The 25,306-nt window shown below is 70.8% G+C and carries 26 protein-coding genes and 3 riboswitches; of the genes, 21 read left to right on the top strand and 5 right to left on the bottom strand.

Annotated features, from left to right (window positions below; genetic code table 11):
* The first annotated feature begins 5 nt into the window (after positions 1-5).
* From ACLQ14_RS18100 to ACLQ14_RS18135, 8 genes are all read left to right on the top strand, one after another.
* Entirely contained in the window at positions 6-563 is a 558-nt protein-coding gene (locus ACLQ14_RS18100; protein ID WP_425815645.1) for an NADH-quinone oxidoreductase subunit J, read from the top strand.
* Complete coding sequence (gene nuoK / locus ACLQ14_RS18105) at positions 560-862, top strand: NADH-quinone oxidoreductase subunit NuoK (RefSeq protein WP_425815595.1); 303 nt, start codon at positions 560-562, stop codon at positions 860-862. The genes ACLQ14_RS18100 and nuoK overlap by 4 nt, the downstream gene beginning before the upstream one ends.
* Complete coding sequence (locus tag ACLQ14_RS18110) at positions 859-2,688, top strand: proton-conducting transporter membrane subunit (protein WP_425815597.1); 1,830 nt, start codon at positions 859-861, stop codon at positions 2,686-2,688. The genes nuoK and ACLQ14_RS18110 overlap by 4 nt, the downstream gene beginning before the upstream one ends.
* A gap of 17 nt (positions 2,689-2,705) precedes the next feature.
* Positions 2,706-4,178, top strand: a complete 1,473-nt coding sequence (locus ACLQ14_RS18115) for a complex I subunit 4 family protein (RefSeq protein ID WP_425815647.1) — start codon at positions 2,706-2,708, stop codon at positions 4,176-4,178.
* A gap of 2 nt (positions 4,179-4,180) precedes the next feature.
* Entirely contained in the window at positions 4,181-5,554 is a 1,374-nt protein-coding gene (locus ACLQ14_RS18120) for an NADH-quinone oxidoreductase subunit N (RefSeq protein ID WP_425815649.1), read from the top strand.
* Positions 5,555-5,668: 114 nt separating this feature from the next.
* On the top strand, positions 5,669-6,025 hold the full coding sequence (cmtR, locus tag ACLQ14_RS18125) for a Cd(II)/Pb(II)-sensing metalloregulatory transcriptional regulator CmtR (RefSeq protein WP_425815599.1): 357 nt from the start codon (positions 5,669-5,671) through the stop codon (positions 6,023-6,025).
* On the top strand, positions 6,022-6,669 hold the full coding sequence (locus tag ACLQ14_RS18130) for a cation transporter (protein ID WP_425815601.1): 648 nt from the start codon (positions 6,022-6,024) through the stop codon (positions 6,667-6,669). Before cmtR ends, ACLQ14_RS18130 begins: the two co-directional genes overlap by 4 nt.
* 45 nt (positions 6,670-6,714) lie before the next feature.
* Positions 6,715-7,641, top strand: a complete 927-nt coding sequence (locus ACLQ14_RS18135) for a cation diffusion facilitator family transporter (protein WP_425815603.1) — start codon at positions 6,715-6,717, stop codon at positions 7,639-7,641.
* Between the two features lie 110 nt (positions 7,642-7,751).
* Here ACLQ14_RS18135 and ACLQ14_RS18140 read toward each other — a convergent pair whose 3' ends face one another.
* The gene (locus ACLQ14_RS18140) at positions 7,752-8,156 is read right to left on the bottom strand and encodes a MerR family transcriptional regulator (protein WP_425815605.1); all 405 of its coding nucleotides are present in this window, start codon (positions 8,154-8,156) and stop codon (positions 7,752-7,754) included.
* 219 nt (positions 8,157-8,375) lie between these two features.
* Here ACLQ14_RS18140 and ACLQ14_RS18145 point away from each other — a divergent pair, with 219 nt between their 5' ends.
* The 6 genes from ACLQ14_RS18145 (at position 8,376) to ACLQ14_RS18170 (ending at position 13,504) form a co-directional block, all read left to right on the top strand.
* Complete coding sequence (locus ACLQ14_RS18145) at positions 8,376-9,947, top strand: SulP family inorganic anion transporter (protein ID WP_425815607.1); 1,572 nt, start codon at positions 8,376-8,378, stop codon at positions 9,945-9,947.
* A 220-nt stretch (positions 9,948-10,167) separates the two neighbouring features.
* A riboswitch (Fluoride riboswitch) is annotated at positions 10,168-10,241 on the top strand.
* Between the two features lie 177 nt (positions 10,242-10,418).
* Positions 10,419-11,147 carry a 2,3-bisphosphoglycerate-dependent phosphoglycerate mutase gene (locus tag ACLQ14_RS18150; protein WP_425815609.1) on the top strand — a complete coding sequence of 243 codons (729 nt, stop codon included), beginning with the start codon at positions 10,419-10,421 and terminating at the stop codon, positions 11,145-11,147.
* 124 nt (positions 11,148-11,271) lie between these two features.
* Positions 11,272-11,865 (top strand): phosphatase PAP2 family protein, encoded by a 594-nt coding sequence (locus ACLQ14_RS18155; protein ID WP_425815611.1) that lies wholly within the window; start codon positions 11,272-11,274, stop codon positions 11,863-11,865.
* Positions 11,866-12,044: 179 nt separating this feature from the next.
* A riboswitch (Fluoride riboswitch) is annotated at positions 12,045-12,117 on the top strand.
* 42 nt (positions 12,118-12,159) lie between these two features.
* Positions 12,160-12,708, top strand: coding sequence for a universal stress protein (locus tag ACLQ14_RS18160; protein WP_425815613.1), 549 nt, complete (start codon positions 12,160-12,162; stop codon positions 12,706-12,708).
* Between the two features lie 23 nt (positions 12,709-12,731).
* A complete protein-coding gene (locus ACLQ14_RS18165; protein ID WP_425815615.1) occupies positions 12,732-13,145 on the top strand; it encodes a fluoride efflux transporter FluC in 414 nt (137 codons plus the stop codon).
* Positions 13,142-13,504, top strand: coding sequence for a fluoride efflux transporter FluC (locus tag ACLQ14_RS18170; RefSeq protein WP_425815617.1), 363 nt, complete (start codon positions 13,142-13,144; stop codon positions 13,502-13,504). The genes ACLQ14_RS18165 and ACLQ14_RS18170 overlap by 4 nt, the downstream gene beginning before the upstream one ends.
* A 209-nt stretch (positions 13,505-13,713) precedes the next feature.
* Here ACLQ14_RS18170 and ACLQ14_RS18175 read toward each other — a convergent pair whose 3' ends face one another.
* On the bottom strand, positions 13,714-13,965 hold the full coding sequence (locus ACLQ14_RS18175) for a DUF2180 family protein (protein WP_425815619.1): 252 nt from the start codon (positions 13,963-13,965) through the stop codon (positions 13,714-13,716).
* A 25-nt stretch (positions 13,966-13,990) separates the two neighbouring features.
* Complete coding sequence (gene eno / locus ACLQ14_RS18180; RefSeq protein WP_425815621.1) at positions 13,991-15,271, bottom strand: phosphopyruvate hydratase; 1,281 nt, start codon at positions 15,269-15,271, stop codon at positions 13,991-13,993.
* 333 nt (positions 15,272-15,604) lie between these two features.
* On the opposite strand from eno, the gene ACLQ14_RS18185 reads away from it, so the two are divergent.
* From ACLQ14_RS18185 to ACLQ14_RS18195, 3 genes are all read left to right on the top strand, one after another.
* On the top strand, positions 15,605-16,792 hold the full coding sequence (locus ACLQ14_RS18185) for an MFS transporter (protein WP_425815623.1): 1,188 nt from the start codon (positions 15,605-15,607) through the stop codon (positions 16,790-16,792).
* Between the two features lie 20 nt (positions 16,793-16,812).
* Positions 16,813-16,907, top strand: a riboswitch (Fluoride riboswitch).
* An 11-nt stretch (positions 16,908-16,918) separates the two neighbouring features.
* The gene (locus ACLQ14_RS18190) at positions 16,919-18,529 is read left to right on the top strand and encodes a MutS-related protein (protein WP_425815625.1); all 1,611 of its coding nucleotides are present in this window, start codon (positions 16,919-16,921) and stop codon (positions 18,527-18,529) included.
* Positions 18,526-20,040, top strand: coding sequence for a MutS-related protein (locus ACLQ14_RS18195; protein WP_425815627.1), 1,515 nt, complete (start codon positions 18,526-18,528; stop codon positions 20,038-20,040). The genes ACLQ14_RS18190 and ACLQ14_RS18195 overlap by 4 nt, the downstream gene beginning before the upstream one ends.
* A 72-nt stretch (positions 20,041-20,112) precedes the next feature.
* Here the strand turns inward: ACLQ14_RS18195 and ACLQ14_RS18200 are convergent, their stop codons facing one another.
* Positions 20,113-20,766, bottom strand: coding sequence for a cation transporter (locus tag ACLQ14_RS18200; protein ID WP_425815629.1), 654 nt, complete (start codon positions 20,764-20,766; stop codon positions 20,113-20,115).
* A gap of 90 nt (positions 20,767-20,856) precedes the next feature.
* On the opposite strand from ACLQ14_RS18200, the gene ACLQ14_RS18205 reads away from it, so the two are divergent.
* Entirely contained in the window at positions 20,857-21,519 is a 663-nt protein-coding gene (locus tag ACLQ14_RS18205; RefSeq protein ID WP_425815631.1) for a phosphatase PAP2 family protein, read from the top strand.
* Between the two features lie 602 nt (positions 21,520-22,121).
* On the opposite strand, the gene ACLQ14_RS18210 is transcribed toward ACLQ14_RS18205, so the two are convergent.
* The gene (locus ACLQ14_RS18210) at positions 22,122-22,490 is read right to left on the bottom strand and encodes a hypothetical protein (protein WP_425815633.1); all 369 of its coding nucleotides are present in this window, start codon (positions 22,488-22,490) and stop codon (positions 22,122-22,124) included.
* Between the two features lie 134 nt (positions 22,491-22,624).
* Between ACLQ14_RS18210 and ACLQ14_RS18215 the strand changes: the two genes are divergently transcribed.
* From ACLQ14_RS18215 to trxB, 3 genes are all read left to right on the top strand, one after another.
* On the top strand, positions 22,625-23,362 hold the full coding sequence (locus tag ACLQ14_RS18215) for a MerR family transcriptional regulator (protein WP_425815635.1): 738 nt from the start codon (positions 22,625-22,627) through the stop codon (positions 23,360-23,362).
* Positions 23,359-23,697 (top strand): YnfA family protein, encoded by a 339-nt coding sequence (locus ACLQ14_RS18220; protein ID WP_425815637.1) that lies wholly within the window; start codon positions 23,359-23,361, stop codon positions 23,695-23,697. The genes ACLQ14_RS18215 and ACLQ14_RS18220 overlap by 4 nt, the downstream gene beginning before the upstream one ends.
* 494 nt (positions 23,698-24,191) lie before the next feature.
* Complete coding sequence (trxB, locus tag ACLQ14_RS18225) at positions 24,192-25,178, top strand: thioredoxin-disulfide reductase (RefSeq protein WP_425815639.1); 987 nt, start codon at positions 24,192-24,194, stop codon at positions 25,176-25,178.
* Positions 25,179-25,306 lie beyond the last annotated feature (128 nt).

Below are 25,306 nucleotides of genomic sequence, written 5' to 3' on the forward strand. Positions count from 1 at the left end.
CCGTGATGGCGACGATCGTGTTCTGGGTCGCGGCGGTGGTCGCGGTGCTCTCCGCCGCCGCGGTGTTCCGGGTCGATTCGATGGCACGCGCGACATACGCGCTGGCGGTGTCGTTCGTTGCTGTGGGCGTGGCCGTGCTGGTCCTGCATCTGGATTTTATCGGCGTCGTCACCATCCTGATGATGGTCATGGAGATGGCCGTGATGGCGGTATTCATGGTGTCTTACATGGGCATGAATCCGGCGCTGATGCCGATGGACATGACCCACAGCAAGCGCTCCGCGGCGGTGATCGCTTGCGCGGTGTTCGTCGGCCTCGCCGCGGCCGCGCTCTTCATCCCGTGGCCAGCCCGCGCCGGAACCGCAGCGGCGGACACCACCCGTGCGCTCGGAGAGGCGATCATGGGCTCGAAGATGCTCGTGATGCTGACGATCAGCCCGGTCTTGTTCGCCACGATCGTCGCCGCTCTCGTGCTCGCGAATCCCCGGGGCCGGTACGACCGCTTCGGGGACGACCTCCAGGGCGACCCTGCGGACCCGGAACCGGGGGGGATCGGACGATGACCCTGCAACTCGTCCTGCTCGTCGTTGCCGCGCTGTTCGCCATCGGACTGTACGGCGCGATCTCGCAGCAGGTGGTGGTGATGGTGATGATGGGCATCGAGGTCATGATCAACGCCGTCATCCTCGCCGCCGCCGCGTTCTGGTGGTACCTCTCGCCGGCTGTCGACGGGCAGGTGCTCCTGTTGGTCATCATCGCCGTGATGACGATCGAGATGGCGATGGGCTTCGCGGTCGCCACGATCCTGCACCGCTCCCGGAACGCCGACATGACCGACTCGGCAACGGGCCTCCGTCGGTGACCGCCGTGCTGGTCACCGCGATCGTCCTGCCCGCGCTCATCGGTGCAGGACTGGCAATCGCCGGACGCTTCGCCGAACGGATCGCCGTCCCCGTCAGCCTCGCCACGGCAGCCGTCATGGCGGTCGCCGCGACCGTTGCGGCCGTCACCCGTGCGGAGGTGACCGGTGGGGTACCGGCGCCGCTCGCAGTCTCCGGCCCGGACCTCCGCGTAGACGCGCTGGCCGCGGTCGTGCTGCCGACCGTGGCGTGGATCGGGTTCCTCGTGCTCGTATTCGCGACGGCAGACCGGACCCGCCCCGCGGCGCGGTTCCACGGCCTGATGCTGATCTTCCTCGCCGCCGTCGTCGTCACCGTCACGGCGACCGGCCTCCCGTTGCTGCTCGCAGCGTGGGAGGTGATGGGCGCCACGTCCTACGCCCTCATCGGCTTCCGGTGGCAGGACCGGGCCCACGTCGCCGGCGGATTCACGGCGTTCACCGTCACGCGCGCCGGCGACCTCGGCATCTACCTCGCCGCGGGTGCGATCGTTGCCGGCGGCGGCACCTGGTCGCTCACGGCACTGCAGTCGCTGCCGGGGCCGTGGGTGCACGTCGCCGCCGCCGGGCTCCTCGCTGCTGGACTCGGGAAGGCAGCACAGCTGCCGTTCTCGTTCTGGATCTCCCGTGCCATGGAGGGGCCGAGCGCGGTCAGTGCGCTGCTGCACTCCGCGGCGATGGTGGCCATGGGCGGCTACCTGCTCCTGCGCGTCGAGCCGCTCCTGAGCGAAACCGGCTGGGCCGGGCCGACGGCGGCGTGGATCGGTACGGCAACCGCGATCGTGCTCGGCGTCGTTGCGCTGGCCCAGCGGGACCTGAAGCAGGTGCTCGCCGCGTCGACGGCGTCCCAGCTCGGCTACGTCGTCCTCGCCGCCGGCGTGGGCTCGGTCAAGGGGGGCGCAGCGCAGCTCATCGCTCACGCCGCCACGAAGGCGCTGCTGTTCCTCGCCGCGGGAGCGTGGCTCTCGGCCACCGGGACGAAACAGCTCACCGGTCTTCGCGGCGTCGCCGTCCGGTGGCCGGCGGTCGGTGTCCTCGCCACCGTCGGTGCGCTCTCGCTGGCGGGCTTGCCGCCACTGTCACTGTGGTACGCAAAGGACGTCGTCCTCGCCGGTGCCCTGGAGGTACAGCCGTGGCTGTATGTGGCGGGTCTCGCGGGAGCGGCGCTCGCAGCGGCCTACTCCGCCCGGATCATCGCGCTGCTGTGGCGTCGCGCCGGAAACCCGGAAGCGTCCTGGGACAGCGAAGAACACGGCACTCGAGAGGTGCCGCGCCTCGCGGTCGTGCCCATGGTCGTCCTTGCCGTCGCCGCCGCGGGGCTCGCCCTGCTCGGCACGCCGCTGCTCCGTCCGCTGCTCGCTCCGCTCCCCGGGCCGGCGGTGTCGTGGCCGGAGCTCGCCGCCTCGGCCGTGATCGCCGTGATCGTGGTCCTGCTGACCCTATGGCGCGTGCCAGCGATCCGAGTGGGGCTGCACTGGTTCGGACTGGAGCGGACAGCCGTCGCAGTCGTCGCCAGGCCGACGCTGCGATTCGCCACCGTCCTCGCACGTCTGGATGACCGCCTCGGCGCGACCGTCGACCGATCGGGGCGTGCGCTCGAGCAGACCGCTCGCGCCGCGCGCGCGCTCGACGAGCGCGGACCCGACGCCGCGACGGAGTGGGTCGGTTCCACCGTGGCAGCACTCGGTCGGCTGGCGCGTCGGCCGCAGACCGGCCAGCTCCACCAGTACTACATCGGCGCGAGCGTGACCGTCGCCGCCGCAGCCGTCCTGCTCCTGGTCGTGAGGTGATCGTGCTCAGTCTGATCGTGTTCCTGCCCGTCGCCGTCGCGGCGGTCCTCGCCCTGACACGATCGATGTCCGGACGGGCAGCCGCCTGGGTGTGGCTGACGACGAGCGCCGTGGAGCTTGCCCTCGGGATCCTCGTGGCCGTCTCCAGCGCCGACGCGCCCGCGCTGCGATGGGAGGAGCGGGTGGAGTGGATGCCGACCGTCGGCACCAGCTACCACCTCGGCGTCGACGGCTTCTCGGCCCCGTTGCTGCTCCTGACCGACGTCGTGTTCCTCGCCTGCGCGGTCTGGGCGATACGGGACAGGGATCGGCCCCGCCCCCGAGCTGCACTGTTCCTGTTCCTGCAGACCGCCTGCCTCGGGGTGTTCGCCGCCCAGGACTTGCTGGTGTTCTTCGTGTTCTTCGACCTGTCGATCGTCGGCATGTACTTCGTCATCGCAGGCTGGGGGCACGGCGACCGTCAGCGGTCCGCGCTGCGGTTCTTTCTCTACACGTTCCTCGGGTCGCTGGCACTGCTGCTCGGCTTCATCGGCCTGTACCTCGGTTCGACGCCGCACACGTTCGACATGGTCGAGCTCACCCGGCACGGGTTCACCGGCACACCGCTGGCGGCCGGTGCCGTCCTCGCAGCGCTCGTGGTCGGCTTCGCCGTCAAGACCCCCACGGTGCCGTTCCACTCATGGCTACCGCCGGCCCACACCGACGCGCCGTCCATTGGCTCCGTTGTCCTCGCGAGCGTGCTGCTGAAGATGGGAACCTACGGGTTCCTCCGCATCGCGATGCCGATGCTGCCGGACGCCTGGCGGTCCTTCGCATGGGTGATCCTCATCGTCGGCATCGTGTCGGTGCTGTACGGGGCGCTCGTGGCGCTGGCGCAAACGAACGTGAAGCGGTTGATCGCGTTCACCTCGGTCAACCACATGGGCTACGTCGTGCTCGCCGTCGGTGCCGCAGGTCTGGCCGGGTCTTCCTCCGCGCAGGCACAGCAGCTGGCGATCACCGGCGCGACCGTGCAGATGGTGTCGCACGGGCTGATCACCGGGGCGCTGTTCCTCCTCGCAGGCGTCCTCCACGACCGCCGGGGCAGCTACGAGATCAGCGACTACAGCGGCCTCGCGAAACCCGCACCACGGTTCTCCGGACTCTTCGCCGTCGCTGCGTTCGCGGCGCTCGGGATCCCCGGGTTCAGCGGGTTCATCGCTGAGTTCCAGATCTTCGCCGGCAGCATCGGCGCGACCGCCGTCGCTGCGATCGCGCTGCCCGGGATCCTGATCACCGCGGCCCTGTTCCTCCGCACCGTGCAGAGGATGCTCAGCGGGCCAACGGAACGCCTCGCCGAAGGGTTCCCTGATGTCACCGCTCGGGAGACAGCGACAGTCGGGACGCTTCTGCTGCTCTCCCTCGCGATCGGTGTGGTGCCTGGGCCGCTGCTCGAGCTCATTGCCCCGGCCGCCCGGCAGCTGGCCGCGCTGGTCGGAGGTCCCGCGTGAACATGGACTACGGCGCCCTCCTGCCGGAGATCGTCCTGCTAGGCGGTGCGATCGTCGCACTCCTGGGCGGTAGCTTCCTTCCCCGGCCCCGGCAGGTGCTCGTGACCTGGTTCGCGATCGTCGTGGCGTGCCTCAGCGCTGTCACGGCCGCCCTGGGCACCGGGCCACCGACCGTCTTCAGTGACAGCTATGCCCTCGATGACGCGACGGCGACGATCAGGATCCTCGTACCGTTCGCGACGGCGGTCGTGATGCTCATCGGACGCCAAGAGTCCCATGGCTCCGCTCGAGAGAGTGAAACCGCGTCACTGCTGCTCCTTGCCGCACTCGGCACGATCGTCCTCGCGGGCGCGAACGACCTCCTCATCGTGGCGACCGGGTTCCTCCTGGCGACCGTGCCGTTGTACGCGCTGATCGGGCTGTCCCGCTCCGCGGCCGCGGCGGAGGCGACGATGAAGACATACCTGCTGGGTGCGGCATTCGGAGTCGTGATGCTCTTCGGCATCGCAGTCCTCGTCGGTGTCGCCGGTGGTAGCACCTACCCAGAGCTGCAACGGGAACTGCCGCACGTGCCGGCGGCGGCGGTCGCGCTCGGATTCGTCGGGGTCCTCGCGGGGCTGCTGTTCAAGGCCGGGGCAGTCCCAGGACACTTCTGGGTCCCGGACGCAGCGGAAGGTGCCGGCCTGGGCGTCGCCGCGTTCATCACCACCGTGCCGAAGCTTGGCGCCCTGGTCGCACTGGCGCGCCTGGTTGACGTGATGCCGAAAACCGTGGATGCGCCTCTGCTGGTCGGCCTGCTCGCCGCCGCCAGCATGACGCTTGGCACCCTCGCGGCCTTCTGGCAACGCAGTGCGCCGCGGCTGCTCGGCTGGTCCACGGTCGGGCAAGTCGGGTTCCTGCTGATGCCCGTCGCCGTGATCGGCGTCGAGCCGTCCGCGCGCCCCGCCCTACTGATGTACCTGGTGTTCTACGCGGTTACGAACCTGGCCCTGTTCGCTGCGATCGCCGCGCTCCCGAACCGTACGACGATCCCCGCCTGGCGCGGTGCGGCGAAAGAGCACCCGGCCATCACCGGCGTCATGCTGGTCGGCCTGTTGAGTCTCGTGGGGACACCGCCGACTGCGGTCTTCGTGGGCAAGCTCGCGGTGTTCACGACCACCTGGCAAGGCGGGATGCCGTGGCTGGTGGTCATCGCCGCCGCCGTCTCGGCTACGTCGCTGTTCTACGCGCTCCGCTGGCTCTCGATGGCCTTCCAACCGGCGGAGACGCCGCGGTTGCGTACCGCCGCCGTTCAGATGCAGGCAGCGACTGCGGTGGCACTCGGCACGCTGGTCATCGTCGCCGTCGTCGCCACGCCTGCTCTACTTCGGCTCTGACACGGACGGTCTCCTCGTCCCCTGGAGAGGAACCCGTCTGCGGCCCTGCTGGGGCGGAGTGCGGTTGCTCGAGACTCGAAAACGGGCAGTCAGCCGCTGCTGTATGGTCATCGCATGCTGACCATTGCTTCGCGGCTCGACGTGATGAACCGGCTGGGGCGTGCCATGGCCGATCCGACGCGCTCGAGGATCCTGATGTCGCTGCTTCATGCGCCCGGGTACCCGGCGGTGCTGGCTCGCGAGCTGGGGCTCACGCGGTCGAACGTGTCGAACCATCTGGCCTGCCTGCGTGACTGCGGGATCGTGGTGGCCGAGCCCGAGGGGCGCCAGACGCGGTACGAGATCGCCGAGCCACGCCTGGCCCGGGCTCTGGTGATGCTGGTCGATGTGACGCTGGCGGTGGACGAGGACGCGCCGTGCATCGACGGTGCCTGCCCGACGCCCGGGTGCAGGGGAGCGTGCGTGCGATGAACACGACTCGTACCGCAGCACGTAGGACGCGGCTGCACCGGCGGGTGCGGTTCATCGTGGGCTTCACCATCACGTACAACGTGATCGAGGCCGTCGTCGCGATCACCGCCGGGACGCAGGCGTCGTCCGCGGCCCTGATCGGGTTCGGCCTGGACTCGGTCATCGAGGTCGCGTCCGCGGCCGCGGTCGCGTGGCAGTTCAGCCGGAAGGACCCCGAACGCTGGGAGAAGGCCACCGTCCGGGCCATCGCGATCGCGTTCTTCGCCCTCGCCGCCTACGTCACCGTCGACGCCCTGCTGAGCCTGACCGGACAGGCCGACGTCGACCACAGTCCGCTCGGGATCGGCATCGCCGTCGCGAGCCTGGTCGTCATGCCGGCCCTCGCGTGGTTCGAGGTCCGCACCGGCCGCGAGCTCGGATCGCGCAGCGTCCAGGCCGACGCGAAGCAGCTCGTGCTGTGTACCTACCTCTCGGGCACGGTGCTGCTCGGCCTCCTCGCGAACTCGCTGTTCGGATGGATGTGGGCCGACTCGGTCGCTGCCCTGGTCGTGGCCGTCCTCGCGGTCCGTGAGGGCGTCGAAGCGTGGCGTGGCGACGTCGAGTCCCCGTTCGAGGTCCTCGAGGATCTGGTCGAGGATGACTAGGCGCGCGTCGTCGCGGAGCGCGGAGTGCGAGGGGGTGACAGGCGGGTGACCCACACGCACGACCACGCCCACTGCGCCGACGCCGGGGACGGCCAGTGGCGCCGTCTGGCCGTCGCGTTCGGCATCACGACCGCGATCCTCGTGGCCGAGGCCGTGGGCGCCCTGGTCACGGGGAGCCTCGCGCTGCTGGTCGACACCGCGCACATGCTCACCGACGCGGGCGGGCTGCTCGTGGCGCTCGTCGCGTCCCGGCTCGTGCTCCGGCCGCCGACGGCGCGGCGCACCTGGGGTCTGCGCCGCCTGGAGGTCCTCGCGGCGCTCGCGCAGTCGGCGGTGCTGCTCGCGGTCGGGGTCTACGTGCTCGTCGAGGGCGTCGCGCGCCTGCTCCACCCGCCCGAGGTGCCGTCGACCGCGCTCGTCGTCTTCGGCGTGATCGGGCTGGTCGGGAACCTCGCGTCGCTCGCGGTGCTGAGCGGCGGGCGGTCCTCGAGCTTCAACCTGCGGGCCGCGTTCCTCGAGGTGCTGAACGACGCGCTCGGGTCGGTGGGCGTGATCGTCGCGGCGGTCGTGATCGCGACGACCGGCTGGTACCGCGCGGACGCCGTCGCTGGGCTCGTGATCGGCGCGCTCATCCTGCCGCGGGCGTTCGTGCTCCTGCGGGAGACGGCGTCCGTGCTGCTCGAGACCACGCCGGCCGGGCTCGACCTCGACGAGGTCCGTGCGCGGCTGCTCACCGTCGAGCACGTCCTCGACGTCCACGACCTGCACGCCTCGCTCATCGCCACCGGGCTCCCGACGCTGAGCGCGCACGTCGTCGTGGACACCGGGTGCTTCCGGGACGGGCACGCGCCGCAGATCCTCGACGCGCTCCAGGACTGCGTCGCGACGCGGTTCGACGTACCCGTCGAGCACTCGACGTTCCAGCTCGAGCCCGCGACCCACGCGGCCCACGAGGCGCCCGGGCACCCGTGATGTCGTCAAGCAGGATGCGCGAGCTCGCGTGCCCTGTCAGAACCGACCGATTCTGAGGCCATTACGGGCCGATTTTTGGACGGTTCATAATCGGGCGTTTTGTGCGCGCGTCAGCGGGCGCGACCGTGGAGCAGCTCGATGAACTCGTCAGCCATGTCGAGCTTGCGCGCCAGTTCGGCGCGGCGCTCTTCGGCTCGGGCGACGTAGCCGGCGAGGCGGGCGCGGGCGTCGTCACGTCCGACGGCGTCAGGGGCATCGAGCCGGTCGACGAGGTCGAGCAGATCGCTCATCTCTTCCAGTGTGAAGCCGAGGGGCTTCATCCGGCGGATGACCAGGAGGCGGTCGACGTCCTGCTCGGTGTAGAGGCGGAAGCCGCCGTCGGAGCGGCCGGAGGGTCGCAGGAGGCCGACGTCGTCATAGTGGCGCAGGGTGCGCAGGGACAGGCCGGTGCGGTCGGCCACCGCGCCGATGTGCATAGTGGCTTCCGCGGTGGTGGCCGTGCTGCGCTCGCTCATGAACCGATTCTCCTCGACTGGACCGAGGTGTAACTCTACCCTCACGTTAAGGTAGAGTCGCCGCTGGCTCGGTCCTTCGCCTCCCGCCTGATGCGGAGGGCCGGAGCCACCCACAAGCTTCCGTGCGCAGCGTCGCGTGCTCAGTCCTGTCCATCCGGACCTTGTCTCGCGACCGGGTCTCGGGGCGTTCGCGCCCCCGCTCCTGTGAAGGAATGCTGCGTGTCAGAAGAAACCCGCGCCTCCCTGCCCGACCCCGCCCCGCAGCCCGTTCCCGTCACGGGTGCTCCCGAGGCCACCGCCTCGGGGTCGTTCCGGGCCGCGTTCAGCTCGGTCAAGACCTTGCGCACCGAGGTCCTGGCGGGCCTCGTCGTCGCGCTCGCCCTGATCCCCGAGGCCATCGCGTTCTCCATCATCGCGGGCGTCGACCCCCGCATCGGCCTGTTCGCGGCGTTCACGATGGCCGTGACGATCTCGTTCGTCGGCGGCCGCCCCGCGATGATCTCCGCCGCCACGGGCGCGGTCGCGCTCGTCATCGCGCCGGTCGCCCGCGACTACGGGATCGACTACTTCATCGCCACCGTGATCCTGGCCGGCATCTTCCAGGTCGCCCTCGGCCTGGTTGGCATGGCCAAGCTCATGCGGTTCATCCCGCGCTCCGTGATGGTCGGCTTCGTCAACGCCCTGGCCATCCTCATCTTCACCTCCCAGCTGCCGCACCTGTTCGGCGACAAGGTCACCGGCGACAACCGGTGGCTGATCTACGGCCTGGTCGTGGTCGGCCTGGTCGTCATGGTGCTCCTGCCGCGCTGGACCAAGGTCATCCCCGCCCCGCTGGTCGCGATCGTGCTACTCACCGCCGCCACCGTCGCCGCGGCGATCAACGTCCCGACCGTCGGCGACGAAGGAGCGCTGCCCGACTCGCTGCCCTCGCTGTTCTTCCCCGACGTGCCACTGAACCTCGAGACGCTGCAGATCATCGCGCCGTTCGCCCTCGCGATGGCCCTGGTCGGGATCATCGAGTCGCTACTGACGGCCAAGCTCGTCGACGACATCACCGACACCCACTCGAACAAGACCCGCGAGACCTGGGGCCAGGGCGTCGCGAACGTCGTCACCGGCTTCTTCGGCGGCATGGGCGGTTGCGCCATGATCGGCCAGACGATGATCAACGTGAAGGCCTCCGCTGCCCGCACGCGCCTGTCGACGTTTCTTGCCGGCGTCTGCCTGCTGGCCCTGGTGGTCGGGTTCGGCGACGTCGTCGCGACCATCCCGATGGCCGCCCTCGTCGCGGTCATGATCATGGTCGCCGTCGGCACGTTCGACTGGCACTCCATCAAGCCCGCCACCCTCAAGCGCATGCCAAAGTCCGAGACCGCGGTCATGCTCGCCACCGTCATCGTCACCGTCGCCACCCACAACCTCGCCTACGGCGTCCTCGTCGGTGTCGTGGTCGCAGCGATCCTGTTCCTCCAGCGGGTTTCCCACCTGACGACCGTCACCCGCCTGGACGCGGACGACGCCGACGACGAGCGGGTGTACGCCGTCGACGGCGAGCTCTTCTTCGCCTCGTCCAACGACCTCGTCTACCAGTTCGACTACACCGCCGACCCCCACCGCGTCGTCATCGACATGACGAACGCGCACGTCTGGGACGCGTCCACGGTCGCCGCTCTGGACGCCGTCCAGCACAAGTACGCCCAGCACGGCAAGACTGTCGAGTTCCGCGGACTCAACCCCGACAGCATCCAGCGACTCGACCGACTCGCCGGCAACCTCGGCGGCGGACACTGACGATCAGAACCGGCCGATTCTGACGGCAGCTTTGGAGGGAGCCGGAAAGCATCACCTTGGCGCACCTCACCCCTGGGGGCGCCGGCGTCGGGCGGATCCGACAGCCCTGATGTGACAGCCGCCCGTGCTGCGCCGAAGTCACCCGCACAGGACCTTGGTGATTACTGCTGGGTCGATCTCCGCCCCAGGGTCCACGGGCCCTGCGCTCCGGTCAGATATGCTCCGTCGTGGTGATGGATCCCGCCGGGGCGTAGGTGCCCGAACCGCCAGTTGGCTGATGGTTCCTGTCGCGCCGTGTATCGGCGGGCAGGACGCTGCCCGCAGGAGGTAGGTCGTCATGGGTGCCCCGCCGCACGCTCTCGCACCCTGGATCTCGGCTGGCGTGTGCAGCGGCCACCTCGGGGCGACCTCGCTCGAGGTGGCAACCTACCGCCGAGCACGGGTGCCGACTGACCGGACGGCACTGCCCGCGTGACGGCACTTCTCGTCCTCCTCCGCCACGGGCAGAGCCAAGCCAACGCCGACGGACTGTTCACTGGCCTGCTCGACGTGCCACTCACCGAGGCCGGCCGCAGGGAGGCCGCGCGCGCAGCTCACCTGCTGAGCGCGGCCCAGCTCCTTCCGGAGGCCTGGTTCAGCTCGCCGCTTCTCAGGGCGCGGCAGACCGTCCAGGTCTTGGGGACGACGGTGCGCAATCCCCTCGCACGGGTCGTGTACGACTGGCGCCTTGCCGAGCGCAACTACGGCGCCCTCACCGGCCAGACGAAGGCTGCCGTCCTCGAGGAGCACGGCGAAGCGCGTTTCCGCGAGTGGCGGCGCTCCGTCGACATCGCCCCGCCACCGATGACGCCAGCCCAGCGTGCTGCGCTTGCCCCCGCCCCGGACTCGCTGGGGTACACCGAGTCGCTGAGCGATGTGATCTCGCGCGTCGATGAGGTGTGGCGTGAGCGGATCCGACCTGCTGTTCGGCAGAGCGGGAGCGTGCTCGTGGTGGCGCACGGGAACTCCCTGCGCGCCCTGTGCACGGTCCTTGACCACCTCGATCAGCAGGAAGTTCGAGACCTGAACATCCCGACCGGGCACCCCCTGGTGTACCGGCTCGACGATGACCACCGCCCGTTGGTGCGCGCCGGGTCGTACCTCGACCCGGCCGCCGCGCTCGCCGCAGCCGAGCTCATCGCGCGCGAGGGAGGAACCTGACGTGCGCGGCACAAGCACCTCGCTGCGCGTGGGCGGGCGCCGGTGCGGGACGCCCATCTTTCGTCGGATACACCCGGCAGCCACCCCCAATCCGGCACACCGCCGGTCCACACGAGGAGAGCCCTTGAACCTTGACGAGACCCTCTACCGCGACATCAACGACTTCGCTCGGAACACCCCTTGGCTGCACGGCGTGCTCGCCGCCTATGCCTTGTGGGCGGGGCTTGTCGCGCTCGTGCTCCTCGTGATAGCCGGGTGGTGGCACGCTCGAGCACGCGCCGACGCACCTCGAGCCGTCGGTATCAGCGTCCTGACCGGCGTCGCAGCGCTCGTGGCGCTCCTGGTCAATCAGCAGCTCATCTCCCCGGCGATCGCACGACCCCGTCCGTGTGCGGTCCTCGACGGCGTCGAAGTCCTCCTGTCCTGCAACGCCGACTACTCGATGCCCAGCGACCACTGCATCATCGCGGGAGCGATCACCGCCGGCCTGTGGCTCCTCGACCGCAGACTCGGCGTGATCGCCACCATCCTGGCCCTGCTGCTGGCCTTCGGCCGCGTCTACGTCGGGGTCCACTACCCCAGTGACGCCGCAGTCGGACTCCTGGTGGGCGCCGCTATCGGGCTCATCGTCATCTTCGCGCTGCGCGTCCCCACCGCCCTTCTCTTTCAACGCCTCACGCGCAGCCCCGTTCGCCCGTTGGTCCAGTCACATTCGTGAGGCGCAGCGAACCCTTGGGCCGCGCCGCGATCCATGGCACGACCGTGCACCCCGTCGAGCCGACGATTCTGGGGCGATCAACTCCGACCGCCCCGGCTCCTGCCGCTACCGAAGTATCGATGTCGCCGACGACCGCGGCGGCCGAGGCGGCAGGGCCGACGTTCCCCGGTTCGCTAGGCTGGTGTCCTGGCGATGGATCCCGCCAGGGCTGCGGCCCGAACCGCCTGCGTGGCTGATGGTTCCTGACCCGTTGAGTTGTCGACGGGCAGGACGCTGCCCGCGGAAGGAGTGTTCGTGAGCGGTGCAACCGTTCCCCAACCGGCTGTCGAGAGGATGGTTCCGTTCTCGGGACACCCCCTGGTCGTGGGCGTCGTACCGGACCAGGACCCGTTGGTCGTGCGAACGGCCCTTGCCCTCGCCGGCCCGCTCGGCGTCGGCGTGTACTTCGCCTTCGCTGACACGTCACGGTTCATCGTGGACGAGCGTCCCGATGGCACCGTCCACCATGCCGCGATCGACCCGGACTCCGTCGACGACTCGTGGGAGCAGACGGATGCGAGCCTCCGCGTCGCACTGTCCACCCTGGTGCGCGGCGAGGGGGTGGAATGGGACTTCCGGTACCTGGCGGGCAGACCCGATCGTGCGCTCACGCATCTTGCGCGGGCGGTGGACGCCAGCTTGATCGTGGTCGGGACGCGCGCCTCGGGCACGGGCCACCATATGCGTGAGCTTCTCGAGGGGTCGGTGGCAGCTCATCTCAGTCACCATCAACATCGCCCCGTGCTCACGGTGCCGCTCGCCGTGGTCGACTGGAAGGAAATCCGGGCACCGTGGGAGCACTGAGGACGTCTCCCGCTCACCAGTCCGTGCTCAAGCTTGCCGTCTTCGTGGCTGTCGGGGGTGCTGCCGGTGCGACGACACGAGCCCTGTTGGAGACCTGGTGGCCCGCGACCTCGAATGGCTGGCCGTGGACCACGTTCGCGATCAACCTCGTCGGATCCTTCGCGCTCGGGCTTCTGCTCGAGACGCTGGTCCGCTCCGGAGCGAGCGAACGACGACAGCGAGGGGTCAGGCTGTTGCTCGGCACGGGCGCTCTCGGCGGTTTCACGACGTACAGCACCTTCGTCGTCGAGGTGGAGCGCAGGCTGGCGTCGGGGGTCGTGCCTCTTGCGCTCACCTACCTGCTGGTCAGCGTGATCGCGGGGCTTTTCATGGCCGGCCTCGGCATCGTCACCGCCGACCGCCTGCGCCGCCATGCCGGCGGGAGGTCGGACGCATGACGTGGGTCCTCGTCGCGGTGTTCGGCGGTGTCGGGTCCGCGGCCCGGTTCCTTGCCGACACCGTCATCGCACGACACAACCGGCTCTCGACGCCGATCGGCACCGTCGTGGTGAACGTCACCGCCTGCTTCCTTCTCGGTCTGCTCACGGGCTGGGGCCTGGCCCATCCCGGGCACGGCAGCGTCATCGCGGTCGCCGGAGCCGGCTTGCTCGGCGGCTACTCGACGTTCTCGACCGCGAGCGTGGAAGGTGCCCGGCTCCTTCTCGCGCGCCGTCCGCTCAGTGCCGCGGGCCATGCGGGCGGGATGCTCCTCGTCTCGCTCGGTGCCGCGGCGTTGGGTGTTGCGATGACCAGCTGACACGCAGCCGCCGCCGTGGCTCTCTGTGCGGGGTCACCAGGAAAGAGCCGGGTGGTGCACGGAGCCGAAACGGAGAGAACAGCTCTCGTGCACCACCCGCCGGCGCGCTACTCGCTCGCCGGGTCGAGACGGTTCGCGCACGGCCGACGCTGACCGTGCCCGTCTCCGACGGCCCCGGCGATGGTCAGCCAGGACCGTACGTGGGGGCGTCAGATGGTCGCGCTGACGACGCTCTCGGCTGGTGGGGCCGCCGCAGCAGCGGTGGCACCGGCCGGGGCGCACACGCTGCAGAAGATCCGCCGCCCCGGGAGCACGGCCGAGGACGGGTTGCCCATCGAGTGGGTCTCGACGTGCCGGCTCCCGATGCGGGCGTGCTGTTCGCAGACCCCGACGCCGCACGTGGAGCAGACGGCGACGGCGGCGGTACTCGCCGAGCTGGTCACGCAGTCGAAGCAGTTCATGCCTACCTCCAGGGAATGGTCGGGATCACGCACGCGGCGTGAGTCCGTAGGGAAGGGCGGGTTCGGCTGCCTCGATCTCGAGGAGCCGGTTGTACTTGGCGACGCGCTCGCCGCGTGAGGGCGCGCCGGACTTGATCTGCCCGGTGCCTGCGCCGACGACGAGGTCGGCGATGAACGTGTCGAGGGTTTCTCCGGACCGGTGGGAGACCATCGCACCCATCGCGTGCCGGCCGGCGGCCCGCAGGGCGTCGAACGTCCCGGAGACCGTGCCGGTCTGGTTCGGCTTGATCAGGACGGCGTTGGTCTCGCGCTGAGCGGCGCCGCGGTCGATCCGCTCGGCGGATGTCACGTAGAGGTCGTCGCCGACGATCTGCACGCCGTCGCCGAGGTGCGCCGTGATGGCTCGCCACGAGTCGTGGTCGCCCTCGTGGAACGGGTCTTCCAGGCTCCACACCGGGTAGTCGCGGACCAGCTCCGCGTACAGGTCGAGCATCTCGTCCCGGTCGTGCTCGCAGCCGGAGAAGACGTAGGTACCGGTCCGGGTGCCGAACCCGTTCGCTGCGGGGTCCATCGCGATCGCGACGCCCGTGCGCGACGGCGTGTACCCGGCGTCCTCGATCGCGCCGACAAGCAGGTCGAGCGCTTCCTGGGGGGCCTCGATGTCCGGGGCGAAACCGCCTTCGTCGCCCACCCCGGCGAGCTTGCCCTGCGCGCGCAGCCGGCCTCGCAGCGCCGCGTAGACCTCAGCTCCGGCGCGGACGGCGTCGGCGAAGGTCCGCGCCCCGATCGGCGCGACCATGAACTCCTGGAACGCGAGCCGGTTCGGCGCATGGGCCCCGCCATTGAGGACGTTGAAGTTCGGAACCGGGAGCCTGGGCGTCGTTCCGAGGGCTTCGGCGACCCAACGCCAGACCTCCGCGCCGGCGGCATGGGCGAACGCGCGGGCCGCCGCGATCGACACCGCGACCGAGGCGTTCGACCCGATCCCCGAGAAGTTCTCGGTGCCGTCGAGCTCGCGCAGGAGGTCGTCCACGTCGCCGATCGTGCCCCACGTCCGGCCCGTGAGCGCCGGGCCGATGCGGCCCGCGACGGTCCGCACCACTCCGGCCACGCCGGCGCCACCGAAGGCCGGGCCGCCATCGCGGACCTCGACCGCCTCGTTCTCGCCGGTGGAGGCGCCCGACGGCGCTGCCGCGGCGGCGACGAAGCCGTCGTCGAGGGTGAGAGCGACCTGGAGCGTGGGGCGACCACGGGAGTCGAGGATCTGCAGCGCGTCGACGCGGGCGATCTGAAGGGCGATGGGCACAGCTCTCCTATCCGAGTGGTGTCTTCGGACAGGAAGCCATCAGTCAGGGAAACCCTGGCGGTTCAGACCCCGACTGGCTGTCGTCGGGTCTCGGCGGGATCCATCGCCACCGCCACCCTAGGGCCCGACCGCAGAGCATGCGCCGCGGGCAGTGTGTGACGCTCGTCACACTCCGATTCAGGAACTCGGCGCGCCCTCGGTGCGTGGCGGTCGCACACTCGGGCCGTGGAGGACCGGTCGGACAACGCTCAGGGTGATGCTGCCCCCGATGTGCCGCGCCCGTCTCCGGACGGTCCCGGCGAACAGCGCTGGGCGACCCCCGGCGTGCTCTCCGTGGGCGCGGCATCGTTCTTCAGCGACTCCGGCCACGAGCTCGCCACCGGACTGCTGCCGACCTTCGTCACCTCGACGCTCCATGCGGGCCCTGGCGCGCTCGCCGCGATCGACGGCGTCGCCGACGCGCTGACCGGGCTCAGCAAGCTCGCGGGTGGGCCGCTCGCGGCCGACCCTGCCCGGCGCGGCCGGCTCGCTTCGGGCGGCTACGTCCTGACCGCGCTCGCAACCGCGGCCATCGGTTTCGCCACAGCGGTCTGGCAGGTGGCGATCCTGCGTGCGGTCGCGTGGACCTCCCGAGGCATCCGCTCACCAGCGCGCGACGCCCTCCTCACAGACCTGGCACCGCAGCGCGCTTACGGGCGGGCGTTCGGCGTCGAGCGCGCCGGCGACAACCTCGGGGCGATCGTCGGGCCACTGCTCGGCGCCGCGCTCGTCGGCGTCGTCGGGGTGCGGCACGCCATCTGGTTCTCCGTGGTCCCGGGGATGCTCGCCGCGGTCGCGATCACCGTTGCGGCCCGCGAGGCGCGGCGCACCCTCACGGCGCCGGCCGCCCGGCGCACGTTCGCCCTGCACCTGCGCGAACTTCGAGGTGCCGGCATGGCGCGGGCCCTCGCGCCGGTGGCGGCGTTCGAGCTCGGGAACGTCGCCACGACCCTGCTGATCCTGCGAGCGACCGGGCTGCTTCACGACGGCGGCGCGTCGACGACGCGAGCCGCGAGCGTCGCGATCCTCCTGTACGCCGCGCACAACGCCGCTGCCTCGGCGGCGGCCCTCGTCGGCGGCCGCGTCGTCGACCGCACGGGCGGAAGACCCGTTCTCGCGGCAGCCGCCAGTGCGTACGTCCTCGCCTATCTCACCCTCGCAGGCGGGCCGGAGAGCTGGGTCACGCTCGGGGCCGCGTTCGTCGTCGCCGGCGCGGGGATCGGGCTCGCCGAGACGGCGCAGTCGACGCTCGTCGCGACCGAGGCACCACCCGCGCTGCGCGCGCAAGCGTTCGGCCTGCTCGGCCTCGTCCAGTCCTTCGGGGACCTCGGTTCGACCCTCGTCGCGGGGCTCCTGTGGTCCGCAGTCTCCCCGCAGGTCGCGTTCTGCTACCTCGCCGCGTGGATGCTCGTCGCGGCGGCGGGCGCCCTCGGCGGCCACCGCCGGCCGGCGCCGGCATCGACTCCGGTCGAGCACTTGTGACGACCATGGCGACGTGAGACGGTGACAACGGTGATGGAGTCCGCCAGGACGCCGGCCGGAGCTCTCCGGACGACGTCCGAACCGCCGGTTACCGGCTGATGGCACCTGCAACGAAAGGAGTTGCAGGTGAGCTCTGTCGCCACACGCGCGTCCGAGACCTTCGCGAGCGTGCTCCATCCCGGCCGTCCCGAGGCCGCCGTCGGACCACCGCGCCGCGCGTCCGACGACACCCTCCACGACCTCGCCCTCGACCAGGTCTCCGACCGGCTGGCGGCCGCGACCCGCACCGTCGACCTCGCGGCGCTCTTCGCCTCCCCCCTCGACGACCCCGACGACGTCCGCTACCGTCAGGCCGTGTTCGCGGACCTGCGCCTCGAGCCCGTCGCGCGTGCAGTCGACGGGTTCGAGGACCTGGTCCGCACGGTCCTGATGCACGAGACCGCGGCCGCCCAGGCCCACTACGCGCAGGAGCGCGAGCTGTGGCACCTGCACGCCGCCGACGCCTACGTGCAGGCCGTCACCGCCCTCGCCACCACGCTCCCCGCGGCGCTCGAGGAGGCCGGCGCCACGTCCGACGCGCTCGCCGGGCTCGCCCGGCACGTCCAGGGACACGTCGCGTCCCCCGCCTTGGAGCAGATGCGCGACCGCGTGGCCCGGCTCATCGGCGGAGTCGCGGACGTGCGCGTCGACATCCTCGTGCGCGGCGCCAAGGTCACCGTCGCCCGCTACGACGGCGAGACCGACCTCGAGCAGGAGGTCCTGGAGACGTTCGCGCGCTTCCGCCAGGGCGCCACCGGGAACCATCCTCGGCCCGTCGGCACCGATCCCGGGCTCGACCATGTCCAGGCCGCGATCCTCGGCGAGGTCGCGCGCCTGTACCCCGAGCTGTTCGACGACCTCGCGGGCTTCGCGCGCGAGGTGCCCGACGTCGTCGAACCCGTGCTACGGCGCGCGGCCGGCGAGCTGCTCTTCTACACGACCTACCTCGACCTGCTCCGGCCCCTGGAACAGGCCGGGCTCGCCACCTGCCTGCCGGAGGTCACCACGGCCAAGACCCTCCACGTGCGCGACACCTACGACCTGGCCCTCGCCCGGGTCCGCGTCTCCGAGCACAAGCCCGTCGTCACCAACGACCTCGAGCTCGCCGACGTCGAGCGGATCCTCGTCGTCTCGGGCCCCAACCAAGGCGGAAAGACCACCACGGCACGGATCTTCGGCCAGCTCCACCACCTCGCCTCCCTCGGCTGCCCCGTCCCCGGCAAGGACGCCCACGTGTTCCTGGCCGACCAGGTCCTGACCCAGTTCGAGCGCGAGGAGTCCCTCGACAGCCTCGAGGGCCGGCTCGGGACCGACCTCGCACGGATGCACCGTCTCCTCGACGCCACCACGGTGCGCAGCGTCGTCGTGCTCAACGAGGTCTTCTCATCCACGACGCTCGACGATGCCCGGTTCCTCACCCGGACCGTCCTCGAACGCCTCGTCGGTCTCGACGTGCTCGCCGTCTGCGTGACGTTCATCGACGACATGTCGCGGCTGGCACCACAGACCGTCTCGATGGTCGCCCAGGTCGACCCGGACGACCCGACGAACCGCACCCTCAAGGTCGAGCGACGCGAGGCCGACGGGCGCGCCTACGCACTCGCGCTCGCCGCGAAGTACGGGCTGACCGACGAGCACCTGCGCGGGCGTCTCGCGGCGCAGGACAGCACCGCCCACGAGACGGAGGCCGAGTCGTGAAGGTCCACCTGATGCACGCCGACGCCGACTTCGTCCCGTCGACCGGCGACCGCCACCCACCCGCCTGGGCGTCCGACGCCGAGCAGGACCTCGAGCTCGGGCTCCTGCTCGAGACCGCGGCCGCCGGCGACCCGCTCGTCTGGTCGGCCGTGCGCACCGCGCTGCTCACGCCGTTGACGTCGCGCGCCGCGGTCCGTTACCGCCACGAGGTCCTCGAGGACGCCCGCGCCCACCCCGACGTGGTGCGCGCCCTCTACGACGTCGCCGGGCGGGCGATCGACGCCGACAAGAGCATCTTCTCGTCCGTCTTCAGCCGCCGCCCCGAGCTCGTCCTCGACCGGTCGCTCCGCGTCCTCGCGCTCCTTGTGGGCGTCGTCGAGGAGCTCCGCGCCCTGGTCGCGGAGCACGGCGACGCGTTCGGCTCACGTGGCCTGCGCGGCTTCGTCGCGACCGTGCGCCGCGACCTCGACGACGCCTACCTGGCCGAGCTGCGCGAGACCCTCGACCACCTGGCCCGCAAGGACGGCCTCGTCATGTCCGCCCGGCTCGCGACCGGCGGCAGCACGACCGAGCAGGTGCCCAGGCTGCCGCGCGTCGCCGGCCGGTCCCTGTTCAGCCACATCGCGCTGCGCAAGCCCACCTACTCCTTCACGATCCCGGACCGCGACGAGGCCGGCTTCGAGGCGCTCGGCGCGCTGCGCGACCGCGCCCTCGTCGGCGTCGCGTCGGCCGCCGCCGCGGCGGTGGACCACGTGCTGTCCTTCTTCGTCACGCTGCGCGACGAAGTCGCGTTCTACCTCGGCTGCCTCGCGCTGGCCGGACGGCTCGAGGAGATCGGCATGCCCGTGTGCCTCCCCGAGACCCTCGAGCCCTGGACCGACACCCTCGACGCGGACGGGCTCTACGACCCGTGCCTCGTCCTGCGCACCGGCGAGCCCGCGGTCCCCAGCGACGTGCACGCCCAGGGCGTGCGTCTCGTCGTCGTGACCGGCGCCAACCACGGCGGAAAGTCCACGTTCCTGCGGTCCGTCGGCGTCGCCCAGCTCCTCGCGTCCGCCGGCGCCCACGTTCCGGCGCGCGAGCTCCACATCTCCCTCGCCGGCCAGGTCTTCACGCACTGGGCCCGCGAGGAGGACACCACGCTCGAGCACGGCAAGCTCGACGAGGAGCTCGCCCGCATGAGCGGCATCGCCGATCGGATCGAGCCCGGCGACCTGCTGCTGTCCAACGAGTCGTTCTCCTCGACCAACGAGGCCGAAGGCTCCGAGATCGGCCTGCAGGTCCTGCGGGCACTGACCCGGGCAGGGATCCGCGTCGTGGCCGTCACGCACCTGTACGACCTGGCCCACGAGCTCCGCACCTCCGAGGACCCGCGCGCCGTCTACCTGCGCGCACCCCGGCGCGAGGACGGCAGCAGGTCCTACCGGCTCGAACGCGGCGACCCCCTACCCACGAGCTTCGCCCGCGACTTGTACGACAAGGAGTTCAGGTCCGCGACGCGGACCGGGTAGAGCGGACAGCCGCATCGTCCGGCCAGCCGGGTTGGGCGGTCGGGCCGCGGCCGATCGGTGGAAGCCGCCGACCTAGTCGATCGGTTCACCGGCCAGCGCCTTGGCCGCGAGGCGCTCGTCCTCGCTGATCTCCCACACCTCCCACGCGGCACGGAACGCGAGCAGGATGATGGCGCAGCCCACGACGAGGTCCGGCCAGGCCGACCCGGTCCAGGCCGTGACCACGCCCATCGCGATCACGGCGACGTTGACCAGCACGTCGTTGCGCGCGGACAGGAACGCCGCGCGGCTGAGAGAGCCACCGTGATGCCGTACGCCGGCCAGCAGCAGCGCCGCCGTGCCGTTGACGACGATCGCGCCGAGAGACGCCACGACCAGCGGCACGACCTCAGGGGCACGGGGTGTAGCGAAGTGCTGCACGGCCTCCCAACCCGCGAACGCGGCGGGGACGAGGATGATCAGCGCCATCACCTTCCCCATCACCGCGCGCCGCGCCAGGGGCCACCCCAGCGCGACGAAGATGAGGAGGTTCACCGCGGTGTCCTCGAGGAAGTCGACGCTGTCCGCGAGCAGGGCGACCGATCCCGCCGCAAGGGCGACGAAGAACTCCACGAAGAAGTACCCGAAGTTCAACGCCGCGACGACCACGACCACCCGGCGAAGCCGTCGCTCGAGGGCGGTAGGTCCCGTCACTCGCACCCACCGACCGTTGCCGACCGTTGCCACCGTCGCATCGTAGGGCCACCGTCGAGGAGCCGACCCCTCGAGCCCAGACGGATCAGGTGGACGGCAGGTACCGCGTCCTACCGTCATCCGATGCGTTCCAGACCCCTGCTGTCCGTCGTGCTCGCGCTGCTCGTCCTCGTCCCGTTCGTCGCCCTGCTCGTGGCCGTCCCGCCGGACGGCGCGCCACTGGCCATGGACCGTTGGTGGGCCGACGCGGTCGACGGCTGGCAGACGCCGTGGCTCGCGACGGTCGAGCGCCTGATCTCGGATCTCGGCGGCGGTTTCGTCGGCGGGGTCGTCCTGCCCGGGGCCATCGCGTTACTGGTGTGGCGGCTGCGGTCCGCGCGTGCCGCGCTGGCGTTCATGGCGGTCGAGGTCGCCTCGGTGGTGGCGGTGGAGCTGGTCAAGCACGTCGCCGCACGGCCGAGGCCGCCGTCGGCGATGATGCCGGGCGCGACCGACTCGTTCCCGTCCGGCCATGTCACGAACGCGGCGGCCATGACGCTGCTGCTCGCCATCCTGCTGCGCGGGCCGGTGACCAGGGCGATCGCGGTGATCTGGCCCGTGCTGATGGCCTTCAGCCGCACCTACCTCGGGCTGCACTGGCTCAGCGACGTCGTCGCCGCGGCGTCGCTCGGGTTGGCCGTCGTCCTGGTGTGCCGACCGTTCCTGCTGTCGTGGGTGGACGGACCCGTCCGCGGTGCGCGACGCCCCAGCACGGCGGGTTTCGAAACTCGCAAAACCGCCTTCTGACCGGAGTCAGAAACGGTCGGTTCTGACGCATCGCGGTCTTGCCGGCAGTCGGTAAGTCACCGGCGCTCAGGACGACCCTCGCCCGACGCTGGCCCTCGACCTTGGTCTGTTCGCGGGAGGATTTGTGGCGCGCGCAGTTCCGGCGCCGGGGCTTGCCGAGGCCGTGTCCAGCGGTCCACCCTGATGTCTGAGTGCCAGAGTCCGGGAGGCGGCCGTGCCGGGAAGATCATGTTCAACGGTGGGAAGACGAGCGACCAGGGCGTGGCTGGCGCCGCGGCCCGTCGCCCGGCTCGGCGCGAGCGTCGTCACCTACCGGTGGTCGGCCTGGCCCACAGCGTCGTCCGCGGCAGCGTTCGCCGGGCTGATGGTGGCCGGCATCCTCTCGGGTCGCTGGCTGCCGATGGGGCTGCTCGCGGGAGCCATCGCGCTGGGCTGGGCAGCGTCGGCGCTACACCTTCTTCGGCTCGACCCGGCATGTCCCCGCCCGGGTGGTCGACCGGGTCCTGGTGCAGCGGGGGTTCGTGAGCCCCGCACGCCCAGCCCTCACCCGCCGAGCGGCGCGGTCAGCCTCCCGCTTCCTCTCGGCCCGGGCTGCTGACTGCTCACTTGGGACGTCCGAAGGCATCGTCGAGGGCCGCACCAAGCGCCGCCACGGTCGGGGCCCCGCCAGCCACGCCGTCCGGGCCGCGATAGAGGCGGCACGAGATGCTCGGCACGGCCCCGTCGTCCGCGAACGGGTCGACGCCGTCGAACAGGATCGTCGGGGAGCCCGTCATCCCCCGCTCGATGGCCTGCGCCTGATCAGAGACTTCCAGCAGTTCGACGTCAGCCACCCGACCGGCCAGCGCGGTGGCCACCCGGTCGAGCGCCAAGGGGGCGTTGGGGCACTTCGGAACCGCCAGCACCGTGATTCGCATCCTGCTCCTGTCGATGACTCCGGACTCGGGCGAGTCGCTAGCGATCTGTGCCACTTGACCACGCTGGTGGCTCATCCAAACGATACGCACGCAGCGATCATGCGCCGCCAAGGCGCGTACACGAGGGCGTCGGAACCCCGACTCAGGCGCTTGACCCTCGAGCCGGGTTCAAGGTCTACCGTCCTTGCATGAGGATCTCCGAGCTGGCAGACCGTAGCGGGGTGCCCGCCTCGACGCTGCGCTTCTACGAGGCCGAGGGCCTGTTGCCGGCAGACCGTGCCGAGAACGGCTACCGCATGTACGGAGAGTCCGCGGTCGACAGGCTCGCGTTCATCGCCCAGGCCAAGCACCTCGACCTCCCGCTCCCGGCGATTCGCGAGCTCGTCACGGCGTGGGGGTCGCAGCCCTGCCACGACGTCCGCGCGCGGTACCGTCCCATGCTCCAAGAACGCGCCGAGCAGCTCAACGAGCGCATCGTCGCGCTCCAAACCCTGCAGTCGACGCTGGCGACCGCGCTCGAGCGACTGGACGCACTGCCCGACCGGGCTGATCCATGCGACCCCGAGTGCGCGTTCCTCGACCGCCCCCGGGCGACAACCCTGCCCCTCGTGAGCGCGTCGTCCGCGCCCATCGCGTGCACCCTCGGCGGCGCCGGCTACCACGCACGGCTCGCGGACTGGCACGAGCTGCTCGCAGGCGCACCCCGCGTCGAGCTGGCGGACGGTGTGCGGATCACGCTCGCGACCGCCGTGCTCGACCGCACCGCGGCCCTCGCCACCGCGGAAAAGGAGTGCTGCGGGTTCTACGACTTCCGGATCGACCTGCACGGTGCGACCTTCGACCTCACGATCACCGCTCCACCCGAGGGCCGGCCCATGCTCGACGGCCTCCTGCCCCACGAGGTCGACCAGGAAGGAACCCGATGACGATCGCCCGCTCCATCGCCCTGTTCGTCGGCGCCGCCGTCTTCGAGATCGGCGGCGCCTGGCTCGTGTGGCAGGGCATCCGCGAGCACAAGGGCTGGGCCTGGATCGGGGCCGGCATCATCGCGCTCGGTGTGTACGGATTCGTCGCAACGCTGCAGCCCGACGCGAATTTCGGGCGGATCCTCGCGGCCTATGGTGGTGTGTTCGTCGCCGGGTCCCTCGCCTGGGGGATGCTCGTCGACGGCTTCAAGCCTGACCGCTGGGACGTCACCGGAGCCCTGATCTGCCTCGCCGGCGTCGCCCTCATCATGTACGGGCCACGCTCCTCCTCCTAGACACCGACGTGTCAAGAACCTGGGCCGCCCGAGGTCGGCGGGCGTCCGTCGCGACCACAGCGACCCCCCGTGCCCGATCGCGAGCTTCGAGGCTCGCAGAACTACGTTCTGACTCGACCCGAAAACGGTCTGCTGCACCCACGCGAGGCGCCCGCCTACCCCTCAGACCTCGCGGACGCGATGGATGACCTCATGCGGCTCGTCGCGCAGGTCGACCCGACGTGCTGCTGACCCGACGGATGCGGCTGCTCATGACACCGGCCGACAGCCCGACGAGGCCCGCAAGCGGCTCCTCCACCGCCGGGCGGTGGATTGTCACCGCCACCATCACCTTCAACGTCGTCGAGCCCCGGGGGTCGCCGAGGCCGCGGGCCACGATTCGTGTCGCGGCTCGTTCGCGATCGCTGCGGCGGACAGCACCTCGACCACGGAGTCGAGCCAGTCAGCAACCGTTCGCAAACGGTATAGCCATGTGTCAATATAGAGGCATGTCTATGTCGCAGGCCTCAGGGTTGCACGAGATCGTCATCATCGGCTCCGGGCCGGCCGGCTACACAGCCGCGGTGTACGCGGCGCGCGCGGGTTTCAACCCGCTGGTCCTGGCGGGCTCGGTGACCGCGGGCGGCGCCCTGATGAACACGACCGACGTGGAGAACTTCCCCGGCTTCCCCGACGGCGTCCTCGGGCCCGAGCTCATGGAGTCGATGCAGAAGCAGGCCGAGCGGTTCGGTGCCCAGATCGAGTGGGACGACGCGACCGAGGTCGAGCTCGACGGCGACGTCAAGGTCATCCGTACCGCCAACGGCGAGACGTACACGGCGAAGGCCGTGATCCTCGCGACCGGCTCGGCCTACCGCGAGCTGGGTCTGGAGGGCGAGAAGCGGCTGTCGGGCCGCGGCGTGTCGTGGTGCGCGACGTGCGACGGGTTCTTCTTCCGCGACCAGGTGATCGCCGTCGTCGGCGGCGGCGACTCCGCGGTCGAGGAGGCGACGTTCCTCACGCGGTTCGCGTCGAAGGTCGTCATGATCCACCGCCGCGACCAGCTCCGCGCGTCCAAGATCATGGCCGACCGCGCCGCCGCGGACCCCAAGCTCGAGTTCGCCTGGAACAGCGAGGTGGTGGGCGTGCACGGCGACGCGAAGGTCGAGCGTCTGACCCTGCGCGACACCGTCACCGGGGACGAGCGCGAGCTCGACGTGACCGGCCTGTTCGTGGCGATCGGGCACGAGCCGCGGACCGACCTCGTCAAGGGTCAGGTCGACCTGGACGAGAACGGGTACATCCTGGTCCAGGGCCGCACGACCCGCACCAACCTGCCCGGGGTCTTCGCGTGCGGCGACGCCGTGGACCACACCTACCGTCAGGCCATCACGGCCGCCGGGTCGGGGTGCTCGGCCGCCCTCGATGCGCAGGCCTACCTCGACGAGGTCACGGGCACCGCGTCGCTGCCCGAGCAGGCCGTGGCGGCCGTCATCGCCTGAGCGGCCTCGCTCACGCCCCCACCGTCCGACGCCGACCCCGTGCCGGCCTGTTCTCTCACCGGAGGTTCCCATGGGTGACTTCACCGCCCCCGTCACCGACGACTCGTTCAAGGCCGACGTGCTGGAGT

Origin of the sequence: Luteimicrobium sp. DT211 (assembly GCF_049844995.1) — a bacterium.
Taxonomy (GTDB): domain Bacteria; phylum Actinomycetota; class Actinomycetes; order Actinomycetales; family Cellulomonadaceae; genus Luteimicrobium.